The sequence below is a fragment of the Providencia rettgeri genome (genome assembly GCF_023205015.1).
GTDB lineage: Bacteria > Pseudomonadota > Gammaproteobacteria > Enterobacterales > Enterobacteriaceae > Providencia > Providencia rettgeri_E.
Window position 1 is genome coordinate 458,094 of record NZ_CP096258.1, and the last position, 25,182, is coordinate 483,275.

At 39.0% G+C, this 25,182-nt stretch carries 22 protein-coding genes; 14 read left to right on the forward strand and 8 right to left on the reverse strand.

Annotation, left to right across the window (positions count from 1 at the left end; genetic code table 11):
* Positions 1-14 precede the first annotated feature (14 nt).
* Complete coding sequence (locus M0M83_RS02005) at positions 15-605, forward strand: hypothetical protein (RefSeq protein ID WP_185746961.1); 591 nt, start codon at positions 15-17, stop codon at positions 603-605.
* A gap of 162 nt (positions 606-767) precedes the next feature.
* Positions 768-2,243, forward strand: a complete 1,476-nt coding sequence (locus tag M0M83_RS02010) for an SEL1-like repeat protein (RefSeq protein WP_248467485.1) — start codon at positions 768-770, stop codon at positions 2,241-2,243.
* Between the two features lie 61 nt (positions 2,244-2,304).
* On the opposite strand, the gene lysC is transcribed toward M0M83_RS02010, so the two are convergent.
* Positions 2,305-3,681 (reverse strand): lysine-sensitive aspartokinase 3, encoded by a 1,377-nt coding sequence (gene lysC / locus M0M83_RS02015; protein WP_125894935.1) that lies wholly within the window; start codon positions 3,679-3,681, stop codon positions 2,305-2,307.
* A 384-nt stretch (positions 3,682-4,065) separates the two neighbouring features.
* On the opposite strand from lysC, the gene pgi reads away from it, so the two are divergent.
* From pgi to ubiA, 3 genes are all read left to right on the forward strand, one after another.
* Positions 4,066-5,712, forward strand: a complete 1,647-nt coding sequence (pgi, locus tag M0M83_RS02020) for a glucose-6-phosphate isomerase (protein ID WP_125894937.1) — start codon at positions 4,066-4,068, stop codon at positions 5,710-5,712.
* Between the two features lie 318 nt (positions 5,713-6,030).
* Positions 6,031-6,543 carry a chorismate lyase gene (gene ubiC, locus M0M83_RS02025; RefSeq protein WP_213914509.1) on the forward strand — a complete coding sequence of 171 codons (513 nt, stop codon included), beginning with the start codon at positions 6,031-6,033 and terminating at the stop codon, positions 6,541-6,543.
* 151 nt (positions 6,544-6,694) lie between these two features.
* A complete protein-coding gene (gene ubiA / locus M0M83_RS02030) occupies positions 6,695-7,549 on the forward strand; it encodes a 4-hydroxybenzoate octaprenyltransferase (RefSeq protein ID WP_213914508.1) in 855 nt (284 codons plus the stop codon).
* Between the two features lie 81 nt (positions 7,550-7,630).
* Here the strand turns inward: ubiA and plsB are convergent, their stop codons facing one another.
* A complete protein-coding gene (plsB, locus tag M0M83_RS02035) occupies positions 7,631-10,120 on the reverse strand; it encodes a glycerol-3-phosphate 1-O-acyltransferase PlsB (RefSeq protein ID WP_248467486.1) in 2,490 nt (829 codons plus the stop codon).
* Positions 10,121-10,246: 126 nt separating this feature from the next.
* Here plsB and M0M83_RS02040 point away from each other — a divergent pair, with 126 nt between their 5' ends.
* Together M0M83_RS02040 and lexA are read left to right on the forward strand one after the other, a co-directional pair.
* Positions 10,247-10,621: a diacylglycerol kinase gene (locus M0M83_RS02040; protein WP_125894943.1), complete on the forward strand. Its 375-nt coding sequence runs from the start codon at positions 10,247-10,249 to the stop codon at positions 10,619-10,621.
* Between the two features lie 135 nt (positions 10,622-10,756).
* Positions 10,757-11,374, forward strand: a complete 618-nt coding sequence (gene lexA, locus M0M83_RS02045; protein WP_004915217.1) for a transcriptional repressor LexA — start codon at positions 10,757-10,759, stop codon at positions 11,372-11,374.
* 157 nt (positions 11,375-11,531) lie between these two features.
* On the opposite strand, the gene zur is transcribed toward lexA, so the two are convergent.
* Positions 11,532-12,047 carry a zinc uptake transcriptional repressor Zur gene (zur, locus tag M0M83_RS02050; RefSeq protein ID WP_125894945.1) on the reverse strand — a complete coding sequence of 172 codons (516 nt, stop codon included), beginning with the start codon at positions 12,045-12,047 and terminating at the stop codon, positions 11,532-11,534.
* A gap of 950 nt (positions 12,048-12,997) precedes the next feature.
* Between zur and M0M83_RS02055 the strand changes: the two genes are divergently transcribed.
* The 7 genes from M0M83_RS02055 (at position 12,998) to M0M83_RS02085 (ending at position 19,442) form a co-directional block, all read left to right on the forward strand.
* On the forward strand, positions 12,998-13,591 hold the full coding sequence (locus M0M83_RS02055) for a fimbrial protein (RefSeq protein ID WP_125894947.1): 594 nt from the start codon (positions 12,998-13,000) through the stop codon (positions 13,589-13,591).
* A 97-nt stretch (positions 13,592-13,688) separates the two neighbouring features.
* Positions 13,689-16,178 carry a fimbria/pilus outer membrane usher protein gene (locus M0M83_RS02060; RefSeq protein ID WP_213914507.1) on the forward strand — a complete coding sequence of 830 codons (2,490 nt, stop codon included), beginning with the start codon at positions 13,689-13,691 and terminating at the stop codon, positions 16,176-16,178.
* Positions 16,179-16,211: 33 nt separating this feature from the next.
* Positions 16,212-16,949, forward strand: coding sequence for a fimbria/pilus periplasmic chaperone (locus tag M0M83_RS02065; protein ID WP_213914506.1), 738 nt, complete (start codon positions 16,212-16,214; stop codon positions 16,947-16,949).
* An 11-nt stretch (positions 16,950-16,960) separates the two neighbouring features.
* Positions 16,961-17,452 carry a fimbrial protein gene (locus M0M83_RS02070; RefSeq protein ID WP_213914505.1) on the forward strand — a complete coding sequence of 164 codons (492 nt, stop codon included), beginning with the start codon at positions 16,961-16,963 and terminating at the stop codon, positions 17,450-17,452.
* Between the two features lie 11 nt (positions 17,453-17,463).
* Positions 17,464-17,958, forward strand: coding sequence for a fimbrial protein (locus M0M83_RS02075; RefSeq protein ID WP_125894954.1), 495 nt, complete (start codon positions 17,464-17,466; stop codon positions 17,956-17,958).
* Complete coding sequence (locus M0M83_RS02080) at positions 17,958-18,512, forward strand: fimbrial protein (RefSeq protein WP_213914504.1); 555 nt, start codon at positions 17,958-17,960, stop codon at positions 18,510-18,512. Before M0M83_RS02075 ends, M0M83_RS02080 begins: the two co-directional genes overlap by 1 nt.
* Before the next feature lie 66 nt (positions 18,513-18,578).
* Positions 18,579-19,442 carry a hypothetical protein gene (locus M0M83_RS02085; RefSeq protein WP_125894956.1) on the forward strand — a complete coding sequence of 288 codons (864 nt, stop codon included), beginning with the start codon at positions 18,579-18,581 and terminating at the stop codon, positions 19,440-19,442.
* Positions 19,443-19,522: 80 nt separating this feature from the next.
* Here the strand turns inward: M0M83_RS02085 and M0M83_RS02090 are convergent, their stop codons facing one another.
* From M0M83_RS02090 to M0M83_RS02110, 5 genes are all read right to left on the reverse strand, one after another.
* Positions 19,523-19,999 carry a FidL-like protein gene (locus tag M0M83_RS02090; protein WP_213914503.1) on the reverse strand — a complete coding sequence of 159 codons (477 nt, stop codon included), beginning with the start codon at positions 19,997-19,999 and terminating at the stop codon, positions 19,523-19,525.
* A complete protein-coding gene (locus M0M83_RS02095) occupies positions 20,000-20,968 on the reverse strand; it encodes a winged helix-turn-helix domain-containing protein (RefSeq protein WP_213914502.1) in 969 nt (322 codons plus the stop codon).
* A 423-nt stretch (positions 20,969-21,391) separates the two neighbouring features.
* A complete protein-coding gene (locus M0M83_RS02100) occupies positions 21,392-23,386 on the reverse strand; it encodes a TonB-dependent receptor plug domain-containing protein (RefSeq protein ID WP_213914501.1) in 1,995 nt (664 codons plus the stop codon).
* 132 nt (positions 23,387-23,518) lie between these two features.
* Complete coding sequence (gene modD / locus M0M83_RS02105; protein WP_248467487.1) at positions 23,519-24,364, reverse strand: ModD protein; 846 nt, start codon at positions 24,362-24,364, stop codon at positions 23,519-23,521.
* Positions 24,361-25,179: a class I SAM-dependent methyltransferase gene (locus M0M83_RS02110; protein ID WP_248467488.1), complete on the reverse strand. Its 819-nt coding sequence runs from the start codon at positions 25,177-25,179 to the stop codon at positions 24,361-24,363. The genes modD and M0M83_RS02110 overlap by 4 nt, the downstream gene beginning before the upstream one ends.
* Positions 25,180-25,182: the final 3 nt, after the last annotated feature.

Consider the following 25,182-nt stretch of genomic DNA (forward strand, 5'->3'; position numbering starts at 1 on the left):
ATTAGAGGGGTCCAATGATGAGCTATGAATTTATTATTGAAGAAGAGCTGCCACGCTCGGCGGTTTTTCCTTATCAGATCCAAAACAGCGCGGCACCTGAAACTTTTATGATGAGTGAGGATGCGGTGAGTGCCATGATGAGTGTGTTACAGATCATGGACAAGCTTGATACCGATGATTCATTGGGTGAGCACTGTTTTAATCAGATTTGGTTAAGAAGTGAGCTAACACCTGCGAGAGCAGAAGAAATCTATCTGTTTTTAGAAGAAAATTTAGCGGTAGAACCTGTCCCTTCAGAGGAAGAGATTACGGCTTTTCATCAAGCCCAATTCGATGAAAATAAGCTGTTATCTCAAGAAAGCCCTAAAGACGGTATGGTACCCGTGCATAAATTCTCGACCAATGATGGTTGGCTGGTGACTACAAAAGAGTGTGAATGGATTGCCGAAGTATTTTCACCAGAGCTGGTGAGCGAAAACCACTTTGTCGTTTCTCAGATCTCTGAACTGTGTAAGATTAGCCACCGTACATTGGAAGCCCTGCTAATTGAGTGGGGTAAATTTAATTTATTTGCCAGCAAACACGGTGGCTACCGCGTTAATTAAGTACTGTGGCTTATTAAGGAGACTATAGTTTCAGTTAGAAGCTGGCGTCTCCTCCGTTTTTTATAATTCCGTTGTAATTCTATTTTTTCAGCCTATATCCCTTATGAATTTTTTATTGGAATGATATGTTAATGACATAACGCCAATAAATAGGTCATGGTGATGAAATTACGTTCTTTTCTGTTAGTTCTCTATGTTAGCGCTATTTCCCTTGCACAAGCTGGCAATGCGATTGAAGCGCCTTCGACGAAAAATAAACCGGATACACTACAGGCACAGTCTAAAAGTACGCCTATGTCTGATGAATTCAAAGCCAAATTAAAGCGAGCGCATGCTGGTGATGAAGAGGCGATGGTAGATGTTGGGCTTGCTTATATGGATGGGACTGAGTTTTTAGCCGTCAATGAGAAAGAGGCTTATCGCTGGTTTAAAAAGGTGGCTGACCGAGATAATACGGATGGGGACTATTATTTAGGAATGTTGCTGCAAAACCAGGAAAAATACCAACAAGCGGAAAAATGGTATCGCCGAGGTGCCGAAAAAGGCGATGCTTATTGCCAATATGCGATGGGTTACTTATATGAACATGGTATTGGGGTTGAGCAAAATTTAAAACAAGCAAAAGCATGGTATGCAGAAGCCGCAGAGCAAGAACACGCTAACGCACAGTTTGCCATGGGGCTATTTTATCATGATGGGCTAGGTGGTGGTATTGACTACCAAAAGGCGCGTGAATGGTATGAAAGAAGTGCGGGCAATAATATTGCCGCCGCAGTGAATAATTTAGCGGTGATGTATGAAAATGGTGAAGGCGTAGAACTGGATGATGAAATGGCGATTTACTTATATCGCCAAGCCGCCAATATGGGCTCTGCAACAGCGCAACTGAATATGGGGGATTTTTATCAAGAGGGTCATAGCGCAATAGAAAAGAATAGCTACCAGGCGATGTACTGGTATAAACGCGCGGCGCAACAGAACAATATTGCGGCTCAATTGGCTATTGCGAAAGCTTATGAACAAGGCAATGGCGTTGGTAAAGACCTTGCTGAAGCCTTTATCTGGTATGAACGTGCTGCACAAAATAAATCCCAAGATGCAGGAATGAAAGTGGCTGAATTCTATGAAAAAGGGTTGGGTGGCGTTAAAAAAGACCCAGAAAAGGCTATTGAGTGGTATGTATCACTTGCCAACAGTGATAGTAAAGCGGCTCAAATTAAGTTGGCGGAACTGTATGTGTCTGGTGAGCTGAAAAATGTTGATGTGAATGACATTTTGAGTTGGTTGCTGATTGCTCAAGAAAATAACATCGAAGCGCAAAACCAGTTAGCTATCTTTTATTTAACAGGAACGGGTGTGGCGAAGGACACACACACAGCACGGCAATTACTGGAAAAAGCGGCATTTAAAAAGAATAGCGATGCTCAAAATAACCTTGCGGTGATGTATGCACGAGGCGAGGGCGGTGAAAAAAATATTTTCCGCTCGGTAATGTGGTTTGAACGAGCGGTAGAACTCGGTAATGAAACGGCAAAAGGAAATTTGGCGCTTTTAAAACAGAATAAAGGCGTGACGGGAAAAATGTTGCAATACACTGGTAGTGTTGCGCAACCCAGCAAAAATGCTAGAGAGGATTAGTTGTATAATATAGAAGGCGATCGAAATGATCGCCTTCTGGTATTTTGATCAAGTTTCCACACTATTCGAATAAGTTACTGTGCAAGGTACGAACGATCTCTTCAGCATCATTTCCAGGTACTAATAAACAAATATTGTGGCTACTTGCGCCATAGCTGATCATGCGAATATTGAATGACTCAAGTGCGCCAAAAATTTGTCTTCCGAGACCATTCACTTGCGACAGTTCATTACCTATGATTGCGACGAGCGCTAAATCCTCTTCCACTTCAACACGACATAATGCGGATAGCTCGGTCATTAGCGCATTGGTGAGTAAACTGCCGTTAGTTCCCGTTGAACCCGTTGTGTCTAAGGTTAGGGCGACACTGACCTCTGAAGTCGTAATTAAATCCACTGAAATATTGTGGCGCAGTAAAATGGTGAAAATTTCTGCTAAGAAACCGCGCGCGTGCAGCATTTTTAGGCTATGCAAGGTGAGTAGTGTTTGTTTGCGGCGCAGTGCTAATGCCCTAAATTGCGGTGGATTTGTGGTTTTATCACACACAATGGTGCCGCCAGCTTCAGGGGCTTTACTTGAACCAACAAAAACAGGGATCCCTGCGCGTACAGCAGGAAGTAATGTTGCTGGATGCAAAATTTTTGCACCAAAAGTTGCCATTTCAGCCGCTTCATCGAAGGCAATTTCATCAATTCGCTGTGCACTCGGTACAACGCGAGGGTCAGTGGTGTAAATTCCGGGAACATCAGTCCAAATATCGACACGTGATAAATTAAGTACCTCGGCTAATAGCGCCGCGGTGTAGTCACTTCCACCACGACCAAGCGTTGTTGTACGCCCTTTTTCATCACGGCCAATAAACCCTTGAGTGATCACCACGGACTCCGCGAGGCGTGGCATAAGTTGCTGTTCTGACAAGGCTTGTAGCTGAGCAACGTCAGGTTCAGCACGGCCAAAACTGTCATTGGTTCTCATTACTTTGCGTACATCGAACCATTGGGAGTTGGCGTTGCGTTGGCGCAGTACTTCAACAAATAGTAAGGTTGACATTAATTCGCCATGGCTCACCATTTCATCTGTTAATGCATCAGAGGTAGCTAAAGCTGCCGAATCAGCTAAATGTGCAATATTATCGAGTAAGCGATTGATTTCTTCACGAATAACATCAGCAGTTTGTAGGTTATCAATAATTGCGTATTGAATATCCTTCACTTTTTTCAGCAGTTCATTGCGTTTATCTGCATCGCATCCTTCGGCCAGCTCGATTAATAAATTGGTAATGCCAGCAGAAGCTGAAAGTACCACAACGCGTACATTTGGGTTGGAAAGTACAATATTGGCGCTGTTGTTCATCGCGTCAAAGTTAGCGACGCTGGTGCCGCCAAATTTGGCGATAACATACTGGTGGTTGTCTGCTGAAGATGCTGTGATATTCATGGTGTCAATCCCTGTGGTTAAATCTTATCTTTATATAGATTTATCGGGTAAATAGGATTGCGTCAATCAAGAATCGAAGGAAATCAGTAATTCTAATGATGGGGTATTTATTATCGGTTTTCTCAATATACCCGCCATACTCGTCATACTTCAAGCTGCATGGGTGTTGACTGCGTTCAGCTAGCCGAATCACATACTTTTGTATGCTCATCGTTTTCAAGCTGCATGACATTGAAAGTGCGTATTTCAATAAAAGGGGCAATTAAGTCTGGAAAAGTTGGGTAGAATTGGGGAATATCAATATAACGCAGAAAACCGATAAGTCTCGTTTTTGTGACGGGGTACAATCTATTTCTATTTAAAATTATTTGGAGAGTGTTATCCATGAGAAGTATTAATCCAAGCCAAACGGCGGCATGGCGGGCGCTAGAGCAACATTTTGCGCAAATGAAAAATGTTCATATGCGCGATTTGTTTGCACAGGATCAAGACCGCTTTACTCATTTTTCGGCGACGTTCGATGGTCAAATCTTAGTGGATTTCTCCAAAAATAGAATTACCCAAGAAACATTGGAACATTTATTGGCCCTAGCAAAAGAAACAGAGTTAGAAAATGCCATTAATAGCATGTTCCAAGGTGAGAAAATTAACCGTACTGAAGACCGTGCAGTGCTACATACTGCTTTGCGTAACCGCGATAATACTCCGGTTTATGTTGATGGCAAAGATGTCATGCCTGAAGTAAATGCGGTATTGGATAAAATGCAGCAATTTAGTCAGCGTATTATCAGCGGTGATTGGAAGGGTTACACCGGTAAAGCGATTACTGATGTGGTGAATATCGGTATTGGTGGTTCAGACCTTGGCCCATTTATGGTCACAGAAGCATTGCGTCCATATAAAAACCACCTAAACATGCATTTTGTATCGAATGTGGATGGTACGCAAATTGCAGAAACGTTGAAAAAATTAAATCCAGAAACGACACTGTTTTTAATTGCATCAAAAACGTTTACAACGCAAGAAACCATGACGAATGCGCATTCTGCTCGTGATTGGTTCTTGGCAGCAGCAAAAGATGAAAGCCAAGTGGCTAAGCATTTTGTGGCACTTTCAACGAATGGCGAAGAAGTCGCGAAGTTTGGTATTGATACCAACAATATGTTTGAATTTTGGGATTGGGTTGGTGGCCGATATTCATTATGGTCAGCGATTGGTTTATCGATTATTTTATCAGTTGGCTTTGATAATTTCGTTCAATTATTGGACGGTGCTCATGCCATGGATAAACATTTCACTCAAACACCATTCGAAAAGAACATCCCTGTATTGTTAGGTTTGATTGGCATTTGGTATAACAATTTTTTTGAAGCAGAAACTGAAGCGATTCTGCCATACGACCAATACATGCATCGTTTTGCCGCTTACTTCCAACAAGGCAATATGGAATCGAACGGTAAATATATTGACCGTGATGGAAAACCTGTTACTTATCAAACAGGCCCGATTATTTGGGGTGAGCCGGGTACCAATGGCCAACATGCGTTTTATCAGTTGATCCACCAAGGAACGAAGATGATCCCGTGTGATTTTATCGCGCCAGCGGTAACACATAATCCATTAGGGGATCACCATGAAAAATTATTATCGAATTTCTTTGCACAAACCGAAGCATTAGCGTTTGGTAAAACGCGTGAGGTGGTCGATGCCGAGTTTGCTGCACAAGGTAAAAATGTCGCGGATATGGAATATGTTGCGCCTTATAAGGTGTTTGAAGGTAACCGTCCAACTAACTCCATCTTATTGAAATCAATTACACCTTATTCGTTAGGTGCATTGATTGCGATGTATGAGCACAAAATTTTCACTCAAGGGGCGATTTTAAACATTTTCACTTTCGACCAATGGGGTGTGGAATTAGGTAAACAGCTCGCAAGCCGTATCCTGCCTGAATTAGAAAATAGTGATACGGTGAGTAGCCATGATAGCTCGACCAATGGTCTGATTAACAGCTATAAAGCTTGGCGATAAGTTAACAACGTATTATTTAAATACGTCAATATAAGGCAGGGAGTTCCTGCCTTATATTGTTCAACTGACCATTGTTAAATAGGTCGTTTTTCAATCAATAAAATGTAATTTGTTATGATATTAATAAATTTTATTATTATCGGTAACTTGCGAGTAGTTAAAATATTTTTCACTATATTTTTACATTTTGTGTTGAAAATGTGACTTTTTATATAAATTGTTAGCTAACTTTAACCTTGTCGTAAAACAACGTGATATCCTATTGCGTAAGAAATACAGTAAATCATAACCATGTTATTCATGGTGGAATTTTAAGTAATGGATGAAACGCTTTTTACTTCTCAGCCGATTCATTGGCTGGCGGAGAACGATAAAAACGATAAAATAGTGCCTGCTAATATATTAGATTGGCTATTAGAACATGGCTCAATGACAAAGCGTTTTGAGCTGCATAGCCAGCAAGTGGCTGTGATACCTTATTTAGAGTGCTATGTATCGCAAGATAAGCTAAGTGAGAATGAAGTACAGTCTTTACCTAAAAGCCAGCGCTATTGGGTCAGAGAAGTTGTCATGTATGGGGATGGCATCCCTTGGTTACTGGGCCGAACTATCATCCCTGAAGAAACCCTGACCGATGATGACCAGCAATTGGTGGATATTGGAAGGGTGCCATTAGGGCGCTATTTATTTAGCAGCGATCGTTTAACTCGAGATTATATCCATATTGGTTCTTGCGCGAATCGTTGGGTGCGTTGTTCTCGGTTAAGGCTATCGGATAAACCTTTATTATTAACAGAAATATTTTTACCTGAATCACCTGCATATCGTTAACTATCCTAAGTATTTTGAATTTTCAGGTCTCTGCAATGACACTATGCCAACAAATATAAATCAGTAAGTTGCAGAGGTTAGTGGTATTAAAATATACCCAATTTGAAGTATGATGGAATTCGAAAAGGAGCACGACAAAGTGGAGGGAAGTATGACGCTAAGTAAATGGCATGCATACAGCCGTTTAATGCGTATTGATAGACCCATTGGTTCACTGTTGCTATTGTGGCCGACGTATTGGGCATTATGGATTGCGGCTCAAGGTACGCCAAGTTTACATCTTTTAATCGTCTTTACTGCTGGTGTATTTTTTATGCGTGCCGCTGGCTGCGTCATTAATGACTTTGCTGATCGCCATTTTGATGGCCACGTAGAGCGGACTAAACATCGCCCTCTCCCGAGTGGTGATGTGACTGAAAAAGAAGCAAAAATATTGTTTGCAAGCCTTGTTGGTCTTTCTTTCCTGCTGGTTTTAACACTCAATTCAATGACTATTTGGTTGTCAGTTGCCGGTTTGGCCCTGGCATGGGTTTATCCTTTCGTTAAGAGAGTCAGTAACTTACCTCAAGTGGTATTAGGGGCGGCTTTTGGTTGGTCAATCCCAATGTCTTTCTCTGCTGTTGGTGAAACGTTGCCTGCTGTTTGTTGGTTACTGTTTTTAGTGAATATTATCTGGTCTGTGATCTACGATACTCAGTACGCGATGGTAGACCGTGATGATGATTTAAAAATTGGTGTGAAATCAACCGCGATTTTATTCGGGCAATATGACAAACTAATTATTGGCGCACTACAATTCCTGATGGTTGCCTTATTATTGGTAATAGGCTCACTGGCAGGCTTAGGAACCCTTTATTATATTTCATTAGTGTTAGTTGCGGGGTTATTTATCTATCAGCAGCAATTAATGGCTAATCGTGAACGTGCGCCTTGCTTTAAAGCTTTTATGAATAATAACTTTGTTGGTTTAATTTTGTTTATTGGTATTTTTATCAGTTATTTTTGAATTACATCCATTGAGCCAAAACAAAAAGGTCATGTTATTTCTAACATGACCTTTTTGTTTTATTAACCTGAGAAAACGTGATTAGCTTTTCTTTTGCTCCAGAGATTGCGTGCTTTCACTTGGCTTTTTTTCCGCAAACTCATCGTCCTGGCTAACACTTTCAATTGTCAAGCGGATCTCCGGTGACATTAAACGGGCCAGAACGGCATACAGTTTCTGTGCATTGGTAACAAAAATATCATTTTCATTATTGTCAATGTAGCCTTCTTCTCTGAGGGTATCGACTAACGTCGAGAATACCGCTTTATCAAAGAACTCAGGTGCATTAATACCATGCAAAACAGAAAGACGCTGCGCAAGGATACGACTTTGTTTTTCCAGTGTACTACGGCTGATTTCTGGGCTCGCATTGAGTAATGACAATGTGATTGCATAACGTTGCAAAGTTTCACGTACACCAGCAGCTAAAAGCTGTAATGGACGAATACGGCGAGGGTTTAACACCACAATATCGTCTTCTTTTAAGCAAATTAACTTTTGGTTATTCAGTTCATCGATCAGCGTATCTACCGCTTCATGTAGCTCATCACTGTTATAACGCATAAACAGTTCTGCTTTTAAGAATGGGTAAATTTGACCGACTTGATAGTGAATATCTTGGCGACTAATGCGCTCATGGTGTAGCACAATGCTAGTTATGAGTGATGGTAATACCAATAAATGATGGATATTGTTACGATAATAGGTCATTAAGACGGCATTTTCGCGAGGAAGAATAATAATATCCCCCATACTGTCTTTTTCGACTTCGAATTTATCCATTTGCAAAGCATGTTCTAACAATTGCTCGGCTGTTTTATTTGGGGTTGTTGCATCTGCGGTGTATGGCACGTTGCGTAATAATTGCAGGTAACATTCGACTTGTTCAACCAGTTGCTCACGAGTGAGCGAGCGTTGACGAGATGCCAGCAATGCGGTTGCACAGAGGTTAATCGCATTGGCTGCGGCTGCATTATTAATATTAACCATAATGTTATCGGCTAACGAACTGACCGTTGGGTTTAACCAGGTTGGCCTTTGTGGTTCGATAGGGTCGATAGAGTCGCGCCAATCAGGTACGCGCTGATTGAGGTAATGAGGTAAAGAAATAGGTTGACCGAAGTTAACATATCCTTGACCTAAGTTGCGTAATTTACGTAACCCGCGAACCATGGAGAAAAATCCTTCTTTCTCTTTTTCTGCACCACGAAGTTCTTTGGCGTAAGTTCCCACTTCCATGACATGTTCATACCCAATATAGATAGGAACAATGGTAATAGGGCGTGAGTCACCGCGCAACATCGCTTGTAACGTCATTGAAAGGGTGCCCGTCTTCGGTTGTAATAAACGTCCGGTACGTGAGCGCCCACCTTCCACAAAGTATTCGATGGAGTAACCACGTGCAAACAGTTCACTTAAATATTCGCGGAAAACAGTCGAATACAGTTTGTTTCCTTTAAACGTTCTGCGAATAAAAAAGGCCCCTAAGCGACGGAAAATTGGCCCTGCTGGCCAGAAATTAAGATTGATCCCCGCTGCGATATGAGGCGGTACTAGCCCTTGATGGTATAGCACATATGAGAGCAGTAAGTAGTCCATATGGCTGCGGTGAGAGGGAACATAAACGATTTCATGGCCGTCTTGTGCGAGTTGGCGAACCCGTTCAGCGTGCTGAACATTGATACCTTGATAAAGGCGGTTCCAAGTCCAACTAAGAACTCTATCGGTTAAACGAACTGCCTCATAAGAGAAATTGGCCGCAATTTCTTCCATCATCCCAACGGCATTTTGCTGAGCTTTTTTAAGTGGGATTTTTTTACTGCGCGCTTCGTCTTCAACGGCTTTTTCAATCGCTTTTGACGTTAATAGCTTATTAAACAGCTCATAACGGGCGGGTAGTTTTGGCCCAACTGCAGCTAAGCGTTGGCGCGAATAGTGAATACGCGCGACACGAGCGAGTTTGTTGGCAATGATGGTATCTGTACCGTGGTCTTGCGCCATTTTCCCAATTGAGACAATCGGAGATAAACGCACGAAGCTGTCACGCCCTAACCATAAAACGGCAAAGAATTTTTGGATACCGTTTAACAGCTTCAGTGGCGGTGCTGGAGTATGGCCTTCACGCCCAGGTGAACGCCCAAACATCACGGATGCAGGTAGCATTTGAATATCTAGATTTGGATTGTTTTTGTGCAAATCTAAATAAGCATGGAATGTTTTTACTGAATCTTTACGTGGATTCGGTGAATAATAGCGAAAAACACGTGGACCATCATCGATAAAAACGTAAGCCGGAAGCTTCGTTCCATTGATATCATTGTCGACTAGCGGGTCTGGCAGACCGATAGCTAAGCATTGATGCCGTAGCGTGAGGAGGTCAGACTTCGAATGATAAGGTAATACGTACAGAGTTGGCCTGTTGACATCAAGCTGCAACTCAGTGACGGGATCCGAAGGAATTAGTTTACTTTTTACCAATAATTTAAGTGGCAAATTCAACGTGTTGTAATATATTTTACGCCATAGTGACATAAATGATTATAGCCTCTTGTTAACAATGCTGCGCAATCATACCAGAAATACCTGGTTAGATCTGTTACTGACAATTCACTTTGACCGTAAAAATCGATTATTGTTTGTATTTTTTAAGGAATAAATATGGCGAGTCAAGTTAAGGGCTTCACGCGAGTGATTAAAGCTGCGGGGTATTCCCTTAAAGGTTTGAAGGCAGCTTGGGTTAATGAGGCCGCATTTAGGCAGGAATCCGTTGCGGCAATTATCGCAATTTTTATCGCATTTTATTTAGATATCAGTTACATAGATAGAATCCTGTTAGTAAGCTCAGTTGTGCTGGTGGCAATAGTCGAATTATTGAATAGCGCGGTAGAGGCTGTGGTTGATCGTATTGGTAGTGAATATCATGAGCTTTCAGGGAGAGCTAAAGATATTGGTTCTGCTGCGGTATTTGTGAGTATCGGTTTAGCTTTGTTCATTTGGGCGCTGGTATTATGGCAACGCTATTTCACTGGTTAAGGTGTTTGGTTACTCCATCGGGAAAAAGAGAGTAAATCGATAACAAATGCTTAAATTGAGCTATTTAACTGTTCCAAATCTTCATTTACCTGTATATACTCACAGCTTGACTGTATAAACAAACAGGGGAACGGAATGAAAGCACTGACGGCTCGACAACAGCAGGTTTACGATCTGGTGCGAGATCACATTTCGCAGACAGGTATGCCACCTACACGTGCTGAGATAGCAGCAAGCCTTGGTTTTCGTTCGCCTAATGCGGCAGAAGAACATTTAAAGGCCTTAGCACGCAAAGGGGTTATTGAAATTGTTTCAGGCGCATCCCGAGGTATTCGTCTGCTTCTTGAAGAAGAAACCGAAGATCAGGGGTTACCTCTGATTGGGCGTGTTGCCGCTGGCGAACCATTATTAGCGCAGGAACATATTGAGAGCCACTATCAAGTTGACCCTGAGCTGTTTAAACCACATGCAGATTTTTTATTGCGTGTGAACGGGATGTCCATGAAAGATATTGGTATTATGGATGGCGATTTATTAGCTGTGCATAAAACGCAAAATGTACACAACGGGCAAGTGGTTGTCGCTCGTATCGAAGATGAAGTTACGGTTAAACGTTTTAAGCAACAGGGTAACCGCGTTGAGTTAATAGCAGAAAACCCAGAATTCGAACCTATTGTTGTTGATTTACGCCAGCAAAACTTCACTATTGAAGGTTTAGCTGTTGGGGTTATCCGTAACAGTGATTGGTATTAATTTCCGTGAGTAGCCAGGCGTCATGGTAGGTTACACTCAGGAATGACTACGGCAGGCAGATTTCATTACTTTATTTTGAGGTCTGCCTGTTTTATTTCCTGTCTTATATTTTTTCTCTTCTCTCTGTATTCATCAAACTCTTTAGCAATACAGCAATTTATTTCTTTTTTGCTGTTATAGGTTGTTCGTGGTTATGATGACAATGTTCGTGATCTTGGCAGCTATTCACTTCGTCACAACTCTTACACAAGCCATGGTTTTCCACCACGGTATGTCTTAAGCGGAATTGGTGTTCGTCGGCTAAATTAATAATGGCAGCTTCTATTGTTGTACAGTCACTTTCCGTTACGCTTCCACAATGGTCGCAAATCAACATAACAGAAATATGGCTTGGGTTATCAAAATGATGGCAGACGACATAGCTGTTTGTTGATTCAATTTTATGGATAAAACCTTGCTCCATTAAAAACTCAAGGCCACGATAAACCGTAGGGGGTTTAGCTTGAGGTTCAATTTCACGTAGCAGGTCGAGTAAATCATAAGCGCTGATTGCACCATGTTGCTGTGCTATCAGGCGCAATACCGTTTCTCTTTGTGGTGTCAATCTGACGCCTCTTGACTGGCAAATATGTTCAGCCATCGCAAGAACTTTTTTTTCACTCATCTTTTCCATTTTACTGACCCACCCGTTGAAAAATGCAAATGTTTACTGTTCACAAGTTTATCACAGTTTCTTGAACTATAGAGAATCAAGAAATGAAAGCATTGCCATCAAAAAATTTTAACCTTGCTAAGTATTTTTTTGATTAATAAAGAAAGCAAATGAGGGTAATGAAAAATATAAAAAAGGATATTTAAAATTAAATAGGGAAATAGAAACAAATATTAAACAAATACATGATAAAAGCGTAACGCATTGCGAACAATTAATTGAAATATTATGTTTCAATTTGATGTAATTTCAATTAAGACTTATCTTAACCTTAATTTTTAATATTCTTTTTGTTGCTGTTTTTCCTGTCTTTTTAGATGTTTGCTGTGATTTTTCGTAACATTTAGTTTTAAATTCCGTTTTTGTATTTATTTATAGATTTAAGTTTCGATATAAAACTATCTGTAATTTGACGTATTTTGAGATATTTGTAAGTGAGGAATGAGGTTTTTATATAAGTTTTTCTAAGTAATATATTTGAAATGTATATTTTGATGCTATTTTAATTTTATATTTTTCGCCTTATAGCTTTGATGTTATTTTATTCTGCATTAACTCTAATTATGTGTTCGTTTTGACAATAAATATCGAATATGTAGAATTGATATCAGAAAGTATCGGAAGGCATGTGTAAAAAGTCATTTTCTATTTCTATATCAATTTTGGCAAATTACCCCTTATGGGAATAATTAATATTGAATAGAAAATAAAGAATTAAAAATTTTAGGTATTTTAAAAATTATAGATGAAAAGGATCTTATTTATATATTCACCTCTAATCTGAATGAAATTAATGATGTTGGATGACGGAAAAATTTCACTGTTAAGTAATCAAAAAAATAAAATTGATTCCTTATCAATAAAAATCAGAAAAGAGGTAGCTACTTCCTACTCATTTAAAGGAAATGTTTATGAAACTGAATAAATTAGCGTTAACTCTGGCTTTAGGTTTAGGTGTTGGTATTTCTGGTGTTGCAGTGGCTGAAGATCCAGTAACTCCACCAACAGTTGAAAGTTCACAAGGTGAAGTTCGCTTCACTGGTTTTATTAATGATGTTCCATGTTCAATTGATGCAAACAACTTAAAACAATTAGTTGAGTTTGGTGAAATTGCATTACATGAACTGACATCTAACCAATACCGTTCAGATAACAGAGATTTCGATATCGTATTGAAGAACTGTTCAACTGAAACGTATAAAAACGCCAAAATCACCTTTACTGGCCCAACTATTTCCGGTTTCCAAGGTTTTACCGGTGATCTACTTGGCTTAGGTGGAAAAGTTAAAAATGCCGGTATTGTAATCACTAATGGTGCTGACAAAGTTGTTGAATTTGGTAAAGCATTCCCAGGTACTGGTGATGGATATGCATTAAATGCGGGTGATGGTAAAGAAACGACACTGCACTTCTCTGCGTATGTTAAAGGTAATGAAGCAGCGGACGCGAAAGCAACAACAGGTAGTTTTAACACTGTTGCTAACTTCAAAATTATTTACCAATAAGTTCAAGCTTAGTTAAGTAAAAACATGTGGCGTATTAATGACGCCATATGTTTCTACCTTCTTTTTTCATTTTTAGTCTGATAGGCGGCATAGTTGAATGAAAAGCATGAAACTCAATTTAATTACAAAATTAATGCTTTTAATATTAACGCCGATGGTTGCATTTTCTGAAGAGGCAGTTGATTTTAATACTGATTTTTTAGAAGCAGACAGCACTGAAAATGTCGATTTTAGTAAGTTTTCTCATGCCAATTATATTCCACCTGGAAATTATTCTTTAGCTATTTCGGTAAATAAAGTCAAAATCTCCATGGAGCAATCCATTATATTCTTTACACCTAATTATGATGAGAAAATATCATTAGCTTGTATTACACCTGAATTATATGAGCAACTCGGATTAAAACCTGAATGGAGTAATAAAGTAACTTGGTTACTTGATGGAAAATGTTTAGATATTCGGTCTGTACCAGAAATGCGGACTCAAGGTGATCTTGCAAAAAATATTGTCGAAATTAGCATCCCTCAAGCTTATATGGAATATGAAGACCCGAATTGGGATCCTCCGTCACGTTGGGATGATGGCATTCTAGGTGCATTTATCGACTACAATGCGACAGGTCGGGTGGTTAAAAAAGAAACGGGTGACAAAGGAACAGATTCAGGTATCACAGCGACAGGAACAATGGGAACAAATATTGGCGCTTGGCGTTTTAGAGGTGATTGGCAAACGCAAAAAGGCCAATTAAATAAAGGCGGCCAATCATGGTCATGGAACCAATTATATGCGTATCGAGCCATACGTTCCTTAAATTCAAGGTTAACATTTGGTGAACAATACCTGTCTTCAACGCTGTTTGACAGTATTCGTTATATTGGTGCTAGTTTAGAAACCAATGAATCTATGTTACCACCGCGTTTGCAAGGCTATGCACCTGAAATTGCGGGGGTTGCCAAAACTAATGCGACCGTCATTGTGAAGCAGGATGATCGTATTATTTATCAAAAAGATGTAAGTCCTGGGCCATTTCGTATTCAGGATGTGAACTCTTTTGGTGGTGGTACGTTAGATGTTTCTATTCAAGAACAAGATGGTAGTGTGACTCACTATAAGGTAGAAACATCTCGTTTAGGGACTTTGACTCGGCCCGGTCAGCTTATTTACCAGTTTGTCGTTGGTAAACCGACTAAAAATGAACATGATACTCAAGGTCCTGCATTTAGTTTGGGGTCCTTATCATGGGGTGTAACTAACAATACAACTATTTACGGTGGTGTTCTTGGTTCATCAGAATATCAAAATATTGCGATTGGTTTAGGGCGTGATTTAGCACCATTTGGCGTATTGTCAGGGAACTTAAGTATCTCTCGTGCTGAAATGGGTAGAACCGAAAATAACCAAACCTTGACGGGTAATTCATATAACGTCACTTATTCTAAACAATTTGATGATATTAACAGCCAAATTACATTCGCAGGCTATCGTTTTTCTGAAAAAAATTATATGAGCATGAGCCAATTTATTGACCGTCGCTATAATGAAAGTACGGTTGATAGTGGTAAAGAGCTTTATACTATTATATTTGGTACTGCATTCCCTGAATATAATACTAATATGTATTTAAATTACTCACATCAAACTTATTGGAATAGGTCATCATCGGATCAATATAATCTAACAGTTTCTAATTATTTTGATTTGGGGAAAATAAAAAATTTAAGTCTTAGCTTAACAGCTTACAAAACAAAATCAGATCAAAATGATGATGACGGAGTTTATCTGAATTTAAATGTACCGTTGGATAATAATCAAGCGAGTATTAGTTACTCGGGGTCTTATTCAAGAAATACAAGCAGCCATAACGTTAACTATTATGACCGTATAAATGAACGTAGTACTTATTCTATTTCAGCGGGTACATGGGATAAAGACAAGGTCACAACATCTGGTATGTATAACTACGATGGTGATACCGCACAACTTAATTTGAGTGGAACTTATATTCAAGATAATCAATCTACTCTTTCGATGCAGTTGAAAGGGGGACTGACCATGACCCAAGAAGGTGGTGCTTTACACCGTAATACTTCAATCAATGGTGGGTCAAGGATACTGTTGGATACGAATGGCGTAGCTGATATTCCTGTGCAAACAGGGGTAACACCAATACGCACGAATCGATACGGTAAAGCCGTTATTACCAGTGTTATGGATTATAACCGCAATAATATTCGAATAGATTTAAATAGTGTGCCAGATAATGCAGAAGCAGTTCAATCGACACAGCACGCGACATTAACGGAAGGGGCTATTGGATACCGGAAGTTTAATGTCATTCAAGGTGAAAAAATATTGGGAACAATTCATCTTGCAAATAATAGTTATCCACCATTTGGTGCATCCGTTAAAAATGAAAAGAGTGTTGAAGTTGGTATCGTTTCAGATAATGGATTTATTTACTTAGCGGGTATTAACCCATCAGATGTTCTTGAAGTGACTTGGGGAAATAATTCATCTTGTCAAATTCAATTACCTGAAAAAATAGAAAGTGGCATGGAAAATACAATGTTATTACCATGCAAATAATTATAAATATGTTTTAACGTCAACGGTGAAAATATGAAACTTATAAATAAAGTTCAAATTGTAACAGCGATAAGTCTTTCTTTATTAGCACAATCGGCTTATTCAGCGATTGCACTAGATAGAACGCGAATTATTTATAATGAACAAGACAAAACAGTCGGTATGGGACTGACTAACGAACATTTAACTAGCCCGTATTTAGCTCAGGCATGGATAGAAAATGACAAAGATGAAAAAGTAAATTCACCTTTTATTGTGACACCTCCTGTGCATCGTATTGAAGCTAATTCTAAAAGCCAAATTAAAATACAGGCAATCCCTGCAGTAGCGCAGTTACCTAAAGATAGGGAAAGTGTTTACTACTTAAATGTGAGAGAGATCCCACCACGTAGTGAGAAAGTGAATGTATTGCAAATTGCGTTACAGACAAAAATTAAGCTTTTTTACCGCCCAGCAGCAATTGCAATTAAAGATAGAATGGAAGTGATCCCTCAAGAAAATGAGATAAAAATTCTTAAGCAGGGCGCGAGTTATATTGTGAAAAATCCATCACCTTACTTTTTATCTATTACGAAACTGAAAAAAGGTAATACTGAAGTTCAAAATTTTGAACCTGTAATGGTTGCGCCTTTTAGTGAGGCGGGTTTAGGCAAAGTTGCTGGGGATTTAGGTTCATCTCCAACTTTGGTTTATCTCAATGACTTCGGCGGAACAATGGATTTGAAATTTAGCTGTCAGTCAGCTGAATGCTCAGTGCTGCCAAGAAAATAAGGTTTGACGCCATGATGTCTATTAAAACATTAACAAAGGTATTTGTGTTCTTGCTCACTTTACAGATATCGAGTGTATTTGGTTTTTCTGGATTCCTATACATTGATATTAAAGGAGAAGTACTATCAAAGCCTTGTTCAATTAATAATGGGCAAACAATAGAAATTGATTTTGGCGATGTATTAACAACACGTGTTCAAGATGAGGTTTATAAAGCACCTATTGATTACACTGTGATGTGTAAAGATGGTGTTCAACCTAAATTGAACATTTTTATTGAGGGAATATCAGCAAGTTTTGATCAGCGCCTATTAAAAACGGATATTGATAACCTTGCGGTATTATTTAAAGCAGACACCAGCGATTTCCCACTGAAAAAGAAAAGGGCTTTTAACTTTGCAAATCCATTGAAATTGTATGCTGTATTAGTGAAAAAAAACGGTACAGATTTACCCGCAAAAAGTTTTACGGCAAATGCAACGTTGAAAGTCGAGTATCAATAAGGGGCTGAGATATGAAGATTGCTAATAATATAATTGGGTTAGTGTTACTCAGTGCCATCTTATCTTTTACATCAGCCGCGAAGGACTATGAAACAAAAATTAGTATTAAAGGTAATTTGATTACACCGCCACCTTGTCATATTGATGATGGTAAAGATATTGAAGTTGATTTTGGTAATGTATCAATAAAATCAATCCAAGGTAATGACCAAAAAAGGCAAGTTAATTACCAGATCCAATGTGGTGAAAATAAAAATAACTGGTCTATGTATCTGATGTTAGATGGAATAAAAAGTGATTTTGATATAAATGGGTTAAATACTGGCATTAATAATCTTGCAGTAAAATTCCAGCTTTCGGATACCGAATTGGAATTAGGTAAGAAATACCTCATTAATCCTAGTTCTCCTGGTGTACTTTGGGCCGTATTAGTCAGAAATGGTAATAACGAACTAAAGACTGGTGATTTTATTGCTAATGGCACTATGGTTGTGGAGTATCAATAATGAAAAAAACGACCTCACTATTAATCGGGATATTGTTTGCTTCGATAAGTACGGCATTTTTAAGTAGCAATGTTGTCTTTGCAGCTAAAAATAATGTCAAAGTGAAAGGGACACTGGTGAATTCACCTTGTGTTGTTTTGCCGGAAAATAAAATGATGGAAGTCGATTTTGGCGATATTCGGTTATTAGATATTTACGACCCGACTTATCAATTGCCTCGCAGAGAGTTAACGTTGGTATTATCTAATTGCGACTTAACTATTGCGAAAAAAATGAAAGTGAAGTTTACCGGAGCGGAACATAGGCAAATGTCAGGATATTTGGCATTAACAGATACGGAACACAACCCTGGATTAGGGATTGGCATTGAGCTAGCTAGCGGTGAAGAAATTAAAGTGAATAAGTTTTCTTCGCTAGTACCAATTATTCAGGCTGGGAAAAATGAACTGAAATTTAATACTTTTCTCAAGGCAACCCCTGAAGCAATCAATAATAAACAAATTAAAACAGGGCGGATTGCCGCAATAGCCACTTTCTTATTTGAGTACGAGTAATTTCATTCTCAGAACCTTATCTGGTGCTGATATCAAAACGTTAAAATGAATATAAAGAGATCTGAAATGGGAAAACGAATTCAACAATTATTATTAGCCATACCATTTTTGTTCTTTGGTTTGGGAAGTTACGGTTCGACATATTTTTCTTATGTGGAAGAAGTTGAATCATTATCTAAGTATGAAAATATTTACCATTTTGTAATGGAATACTGGAAGGAAAGTTCCCCTTATGAAGGTAACCCATGTCAATCGGTACTTGGTTCTACTGGTGCTAAAAGGTGTTATTTTACGATTAACCACTTACATTCAGGGAAAGAGGCCGGTGGTATCGCTTCTCGTGCAGATTGGTCGTGTGATGTGAATTTTGCAACTTATACGACAATGGCGGCAATTATCAGAGATGCTAATGCGATTTGTGGTCTTTCTTTTCCGAGAACAGGGAAGAGCCAACATAGTGGGGCAATTACGACGGATGAATGTGTAGGGATATTTTTAGCTACATCAAAAGGGAGTCAAGGTAAAATATTACCAGGAGGGATTTGCGGAATAGCACCTCCTCCAGCAGGAAAATGCTATTTTACTTCTCCGACGGGTAATGCGAATACTCTTGAATTAGATCACGGCCCTTTAAATGCGGATGAGTTAAACGGCGATGTTGAAACTGGGCTATTTTATATCCAATGTAACCAGGATATGAGTGTGAAAGTTTCATCCAATTTGCAGCAAGATAATGTTTATTTACGTTCGAATGGTGAGTTGCAATCTCATGTTACCTTAAATAACCAGTCAGCAGCAAAAGGGTTGGTTCAGTCAGTCAGAGCGAATCAAGTTTGGCCAGTACGTGTAGAGTCAACATTAAAAACAAATGGTACTGTTGCGCCAGGAAAATTTAGTGGTCGTATTACTCTTGTTTTAACTATTCCATGATTTAGACAGATATTTAGATTCGTCATTTCCCATGTTGACGGTTTTGCCTACTTAAACGTAATTGTTGGTAGGCTTTTTTTTTATTGAACTTGGCAAGTAAAAGCGGAATAGGATTCATCTTTGATGATATAAATATTGTCTTCCATTTTAGTAATGTTGACATAATATTTTATTTTATCTTTTTCTAATTGAATGAAGTTAGAAAATAATTTCTCTGGGATATTATCTGAGTTGGTTACTGATGATGACGTAAACGTGACAGCATAGTTACCTTTATGGTCAACATTTTGATAATCAAAGTAAAGAGCTCTATCTAAACGGTAAATTTGGCTATTATCTTTTAAATAACCATACATATTCATTCGTCCTTGCTGACCAGGGGAAAGTTGGACATTAACTTTTGATTTTAAACTTAAGCCATCTTGGGTATTATTATCTTTAATCCATAATATTTCGGAGTGGCAAATTTGGATATCATGACTGCTTTTCTTGATCATGAGTGATGCAGTTGATGCTGTTGCAATTAAAAATAACGAAGCAAAAATATATTTTTTCATTTAAATCCTCTGATCATTGATTGAGATACAATCAAATTTTTTATTGATTTCTTTGCAAATACTAATAGATATGTTTTTGTCGATAGAGTAGGACTTATTTAAGTCTGATAAAAGAATAATTCTCTTTGGTTCATTACATGGTATGTTGTATTTATTCAGTTTTTTATTTACGATAGCAATATTATCGCTGGAAATATTACCGACCATATCAATCGGCATTTGTATGACACAGTTTTCATTTGTGCTTACAGTAAGATAATTATTGGCTGGATCTGTTTTATCCATTGGGTGTTGAGTAAATAAATAGATTAAATAACATATTGCAAGCGTTGAAATAACTAGGAGTAATATTTTTAAAGGTTTTTTAGCACTTTTTTTTATTATTTCATCCTTACCGTATTGAAGAGGTAAGGTTTCATTAATATCCATTGTTTGTGTATGGTTATTTTCTATGTTATCAATAGCGGTTAATGGTTTATCAATAGTAGTGATGAGCGAAGTTTGAGTCGCTAATGGGTTATCAATTGGTTGAGGGGAATATTCTGGGTTTTCAATATAATCATATTTATCATTGAGATAAATAGTATTTTCCGTGACATTTTTATTATCAGTCTCTACATTTTCATGTATGAATATATGATTATCGAGACGAAAGCCTTTTTTAGGTACAGTAACGATCGACTTAGGGTCGATACCAACTTGTTCAAGTTTTTTTCTTATCTCACTAATATAAGTATTTAAATTATTATTAGAGCCAACCAGCCCATATTCTTCCCATACACTTGTTAAGAGCTCATCACGCGTTGCAATTCCTTTTTTTAAATTTAATAGAATGATTTGATTTAATAATCTTGCCGCAGGCTTAGATAATTCAATATTTTGATTTCGATCATCTTTTAGGTATATTAAACTTGTTTTCTGTTCGAAAATATATTTTTCATCAATAGTATAATCATGTGTTTCGATCATAAATACTGTTTGCTCTCTCTAATTAAAATGATTAATAGAAAATTTAAATTAAGGGAGTTAATTTTAGATAAAGTATATGGTTTTAACTTTTATTATTATACTTATAGTCTAAATACGGAATCAATTAACCGCAAGTATTGTGAGGTGAGCTTTTTTGTAATGAATTAGCAAATTTATTGAATTGACAGTCTATTTGTTACTTAAAACTGTATAATGTTATATTTTAAGATATAAAATTTAGGTGTTAATCATATTTGTAGTTAAAAAGATAGAATAATCCATATAAATCAACCGATATAGGAATGTATTTTTTATGGGAAATATCCTAGGTATTTTTACTTAATCATTTCAATGTTAACTAATTTAAGACTCTATAATAAATATTAGGCAAAGAACTTAATTCTCTGCCTAATATATTAATGATTAATATTTGTATTCAATACCTAACCAATAGTTACGGCCTTCTTCAATATAGCCATTAGTATATTCATATGATTTATCGAATAAGTTGTTCACTGAGGTGTTAACAGAAATACCTTGGCCAAAATCATAATCTAAGCGCAGGTCAGTTTTAGCATAGCCGCGAACTTTGCTTTCGGCATCAACATAGTTAAACGCCCAGCTTCTGGCTTCTTCGGTAATGGTGATGCTAAATGGGGCGTATGGCGTGAATTTCACCCAAGCAAAGGCTTTGTGGGTAGGTAACTCGGCAACGTGTTTTACACTGTAGTGTTTAGGATCAGCGTGAATATAGCCGTAGCTTAAACCGGCTTCCATCCAATCCGTAATTTGACCTGTAGTACCGAAATCAATACCAAAGTAATCGACTTTCCCGCTATTACGATTTTCGAGTATATAGCCACCATTCTGATTCGTACCAACACGATGCGCCATTATGGCATCAGAGACATGGTTATAATAGAGACTTGAAGTATATGACCAAGTGGGTGAGATATGTCCCTTGTAAGTCAAATCATAGGTAAGTGCACGTTCTGTATCGATATGTGGATTAATGACGAAAGTATCGTCACTTTTCATTTTTTCTTTGGTATAACGCTCTTTTTGTGTTGGGAAACGACTTCTCTCTGATATCGAGAATTGTACTGTATCTTCATTTTCTAAGTGGTAGCGAGCCATTACTTCCCAGTTGAAGGCATGCTGGCTGTTACCATCGTATTTCTCAAAATCTCCTGATTTATAGTCATAGCGTTTGCCGTCCGCACTCTTGCGCCAGTCATAGCCAATGCCTCCGATAATATCGAGATTGTTCATAGCAACCCACTGGTACTCGGTAGCGATTGAATAGGTATTGTCTTTATAGCGGTCGAATGGAATATCTCTTTTTGACCGAGCTCTGTGTACATCTTCTTTCCAGTGGGCAGCAAATGACAGCATATCTAATTCACGCACGGTGAAGTCAACACGCATATCAGCCCCGTTGCTGTAGTCGTCATAACGGCTGTAGTTATAGATACCGTCTTTATAGTCTTTAACAGACCTATATTGATGGAGTGTATTCTTAAATGTGTCGTGGTACAGGCGGCTCTGTAAGGCGATATCATTGGTTATTTGGGTTGTGCCATTGAAGTAAAAACTTTCTTTGTCATAAGCAGGCCATTGCCATATTTGAGGCTTGGTATTTGTCACACTCGGGGGGCTATTTTTATCTCCATCTTGTTTGAGATAGGTAATGACATATTCGTCGGCTTCACGAGGTGTCCATCCCACTTTCACCATCATGCGCTTGTCGTCAGTAGCTGAATTTGGGCGACGGCCATTATTTCCTGCTAATGGATTGTTATTTTCAGACCCCGGTATTCCCATAAAACGTTGTTTATATTGGCTGCCACTCACTTGGATAAAGCCTAGATCATTGCGTCCACCTAGGCGGGCACTGATATTGTGCGCATTATCAGCACCTCGGGTAAAGCCTTGGTTCAAGTTGATATTAGCTTCAAAGGGTTTTTTAGGGGTCGCGGTGGTTAGGTTTATTGCTCCGCCCATTAGGTTCGGGCCTTGTAATAGAGAGGTATAGCCGGTGGATAGCTCAACACTGGCCAGCTCGCTAGTCATAAAGCGACCTAGGTCAAGGGTGCCATCATAAGGGACATAAGTAGGTATACCATCAAAGAAAATAGGCACTTGGCGGCTGTCAAAGCCACGTACATTGACTTGGGTTTCATTGCGGTTACCTGACTTTTGAATGGAAACACCTGGCATTGTGCTCAGCGCCTGTGCGACGTTAGTTTTATTCAACTGTTTCATTTGATTTTCTGTGATGATGTTTGCATCAGCCGCAAGCGGGGTACTCCAAACGGACATCACATCGGTATTTTTTTCGGTGTTAGGTGAGGCGGCGTATCCTTGTGCTGTGAATAAAGCCATCCCGACTAAATAGGTAATTTGTTTTATTTTCATTATCTCTTTCCAGTTTCATAAATAGCGATATATTATTTTTTATATAACGATTTGCGTCATTAACCATAAGTGGATGCAGCCTACGGGGTAGGCTGTTTTTGCAAACGGTCTCTTTGACGCTAACTTCTTTGGTTACTGCTTAAAAATCTTCACTTTGATATCTCGTGGTGCAGCGTAGTAAGGGGCTGATGTAACTAATAATGGCACCCCGGTTTGTGCGAATGTTTCTATTGTTTTTAAATTAATTCCACCTGCAATGGATAGTCGACAAGGGCGACTTTGTTGCTTGGCGAGTTCTTGTAGTCGCTGAATTTGTTCGATGGGCAATTTATCCAGCTGGATAATATCGGCTTGCGCATTGATTGCGAGAATGGCTTGCTCGTAGTCATCAGCCTCAACAATAATCATTTTTTCAGGGGCGGCTTGGCGTAGTGTTTTAATATGACCTGCCCAATCATCTGGTCTTTCAAGACATTGGCGATGATTGGTGAACAGTAAGACACTTTCAGCACTACCTGCACGATGAATAATAGCGCCCCCAGCCAAAATCGCAGTTAAGGCAAGGGGCTTTGTCTGTGGAATGGTTTTTCGGGTGCAAGCAAGCTGCCCATCTGGTTGATATTGACGCAAAATACTGACCATTTGCTGGGTGTAGTGACTTACACCTCCACACCATTCAAGCACGTTTTGCACTGCTTTCCAGCCTTGATGTAAGGCTTCAATAGGCCCAGTCGCACGAATTAAAACACTTTGCGGTTCAACCTGTTGGCCATCTTGAAAGTGACAGTCACAAATGAGACCGAGTTTTTCTAACATACGCTTGGCGATAATCATCCCACTGATGCAGCCGCCAAATTTGGAGGTAAAGGTCATCACACCCAGTTGGGATTGAAGGCCGAGTGCCCGTGTGGTGAGGTCACCATATTGGATGTCATCTAGCAACAGTTGGTCGATCAATGCATCGGGTACGTAAATCATAATGTCAGTTCCGATTCATCGACTACATCCCAAGATACCATCGCCCAATCTCTAGATGGATAAGGGATTGTTTTGCCTAGAGCGGTTTGTTCATCATAATATTGACGTAGGATCGCGGTTTCTTCTGGCGTGATATTTTTAAGGGACCAATTGACACTTTCAGCGAAAGCTTCAAAGTTATCAAATCCACCTTTATTGGGGGTTTTAATGAAATCTACGCGCGCATTAATCCCCAGTTGATGCAAGATATTCACTGCATAAATGTAGGTGGGTAAACGAATAACTTCACGACCAATGGTACGAATAATATTCTCATCGATAAACGTTGGATTAATGGTATGGGTGGTATAAACCCGCAGCTTGGTTTGGCGATTGAGCTTGAGCAATGCGGCTTTTAAATCATCAACCAGCGTTGAACGCGATGCCACTGAAATATCCACTAAAGGCAGGGCATCCCAACTATCTTCCCATGCGAGTTGTGCAAAGCGTGCATGTGGGATAGCGAGCTCTTTAGCTCGTAGTTCAGCCATTTCGAGCATGCCACGGCTATAATCAATTCCAATCACATCTTTAAATTCATTTGCGAGGCAAAGGCTTATGGAACCGGGGCCGCAACCGACATCAAGTAAGGTTTCAGCACCAGTTAAATCCATGAGTTCACGAAACCGTACTAAGTATGGGTCATGGGGATTAGCACAGTTTTGTGCCATTTGTTGTGCTTTTTTATCCCAATGCTCTGGCTCTTTGCGGCTACGTTGTGTCTGTTGCATGTGTTGTTGGTACATTTTTGAAAAATCGATTTGATTAATTAACATGAT

Coding starts and splice junctions, on each gene's coding strand:
- M0M83_RS02005 (WP_185746961.1), top strand. CDS start 15: ATGATGAGCTATGAATTTATTATTGAAGAAGAGCTGCCACGCTCGGCG.
- M0M83_RS02010 (WP_248467485.1), top strand. CDS start 768: ATGAAATTACGTTCTTTTCTGTTAGTTCTCTATGTTAGCGCTATTTCC.
- lysC (WP_125894935.1), bottom strand. CDS start 3,681: ATGAATATCACAGCATCTTCAGCAGACAACCACCAGTATGTTATCGCC.
- pgi (WP_125894937.1), top strand. CDS start 4,066: ATGAGAAGTATTAATCCAAGCCAAACGGCGGCATGGCGGGCGCTAGAG.
- ubiC (WP_213914509.1), top strand. CDS start 6,031: ATGGATGAAACGCTTTTTACTTCTCAGCCGATTCATTGGCTGGCGGAG.
- ubiA (WP_213914508.1), top strand. CDS start 6,695: ATGACGCTAAGTAAATGGCATGCATACAGCCGTTTAATGCGTATTGAT.
- plsB (WP_248467486.1), bottom strand. CDS start 10,120: ATGTCACTATGGCGTAAAATATATTACAACACGTTGAATTTGCCACTT.
- M0M83_RS02040 (WP_125894943.1), top strand. CDS start 10,247: ATGGCGAGTCAAGTTAAGGGCTTCACGCGAGTGATTAAAGCTGCGGGG.
- lexA (WP_004915217.1), top strand. CDS start 10,757: ATGAAAGCACTGACGGCTCGACAACAGCAGGTTTACGATCTGGTGCGA.
- zur (WP_125894945.1), bottom strand. CDS start 12,047: ATGGAAAAGATGAGTGAAAAAAAAGTTCTTGCGATGGCTGAACATATT.
- M0M83_RS02055 (WP_125894947.1), top strand. CDS start 12,998: ATGAAACTGAATAAATTAGCGTTAACTCTGGCTTTAGGTTTAGGTGTT.
- M0M83_RS02060 (WP_213914507.1), top strand. CDS start 13,689: ATGAAAAGCATGAAACTCAATTTAATTACAAAATTAATGCTTTTAATA.
- M0M83_RS02065 (WP_213914506.1), top strand. CDS start 16,212: ATGAAACTTATAAATAAAGTTCAAATTGTAACAGCGATAAGTCTTTCT.
- M0M83_RS02070 (WP_213914505.1), top strand. CDS start 16,961: ATGATGTCTATTAAAACATTAACAAAGGTATTTGTGTTCTTGCTCACT.
- M0M83_RS02075 (WP_125894954.1), top strand. CDS start 17,464: ATGAAGATTGCTAATAATATAATTGGGTTAGTGTTACTCAGTGCCATC.
- M0M83_RS02080 (WP_213914504.1), top strand. CDS start 17,958: ATGAAAAAAACGACCTCACTATTAATCGGGATATTGTTTGCTTCGATA.
- M0M83_RS02085 (WP_125894956.1), top strand. CDS start 18,579: ATGGGAAAACGAATTCAACAATTATTATTAGCCATACCATTTTTGTTC.
- M0M83_RS02090 (WP_213914503.1), bottom strand. CDS start 19,999: ATGAAAAAATATATTTTTGCTTCGTTATTTTTAATTGCAACAGCATCA.
- M0M83_RS02095 (WP_213914502.1), bottom strand. CDS start 20,968: ATGATCGAAACACATGATTATACTATTGATGAAAAATATATTTTCGAA.
- M0M83_RS02100 (WP_213914501.1), bottom strand. CDS start 23,386: ATGAAAATAAAACAAATTACCTATTTAGTCGGGATGGCTTTATTCACA.
- modD (WP_248467487.1), bottom strand. CDS start 24,364: ATGATTTACGTACCCGATGCATTGATCGACCAACTGTTGCTAGATGAC.
- M0M83_RS02110 (WP_248467488.1), bottom strand. CDS start 25,179: ATGTTAATTAATCAAATCGATTTTTCAAAAATGTACCAACAACACATG.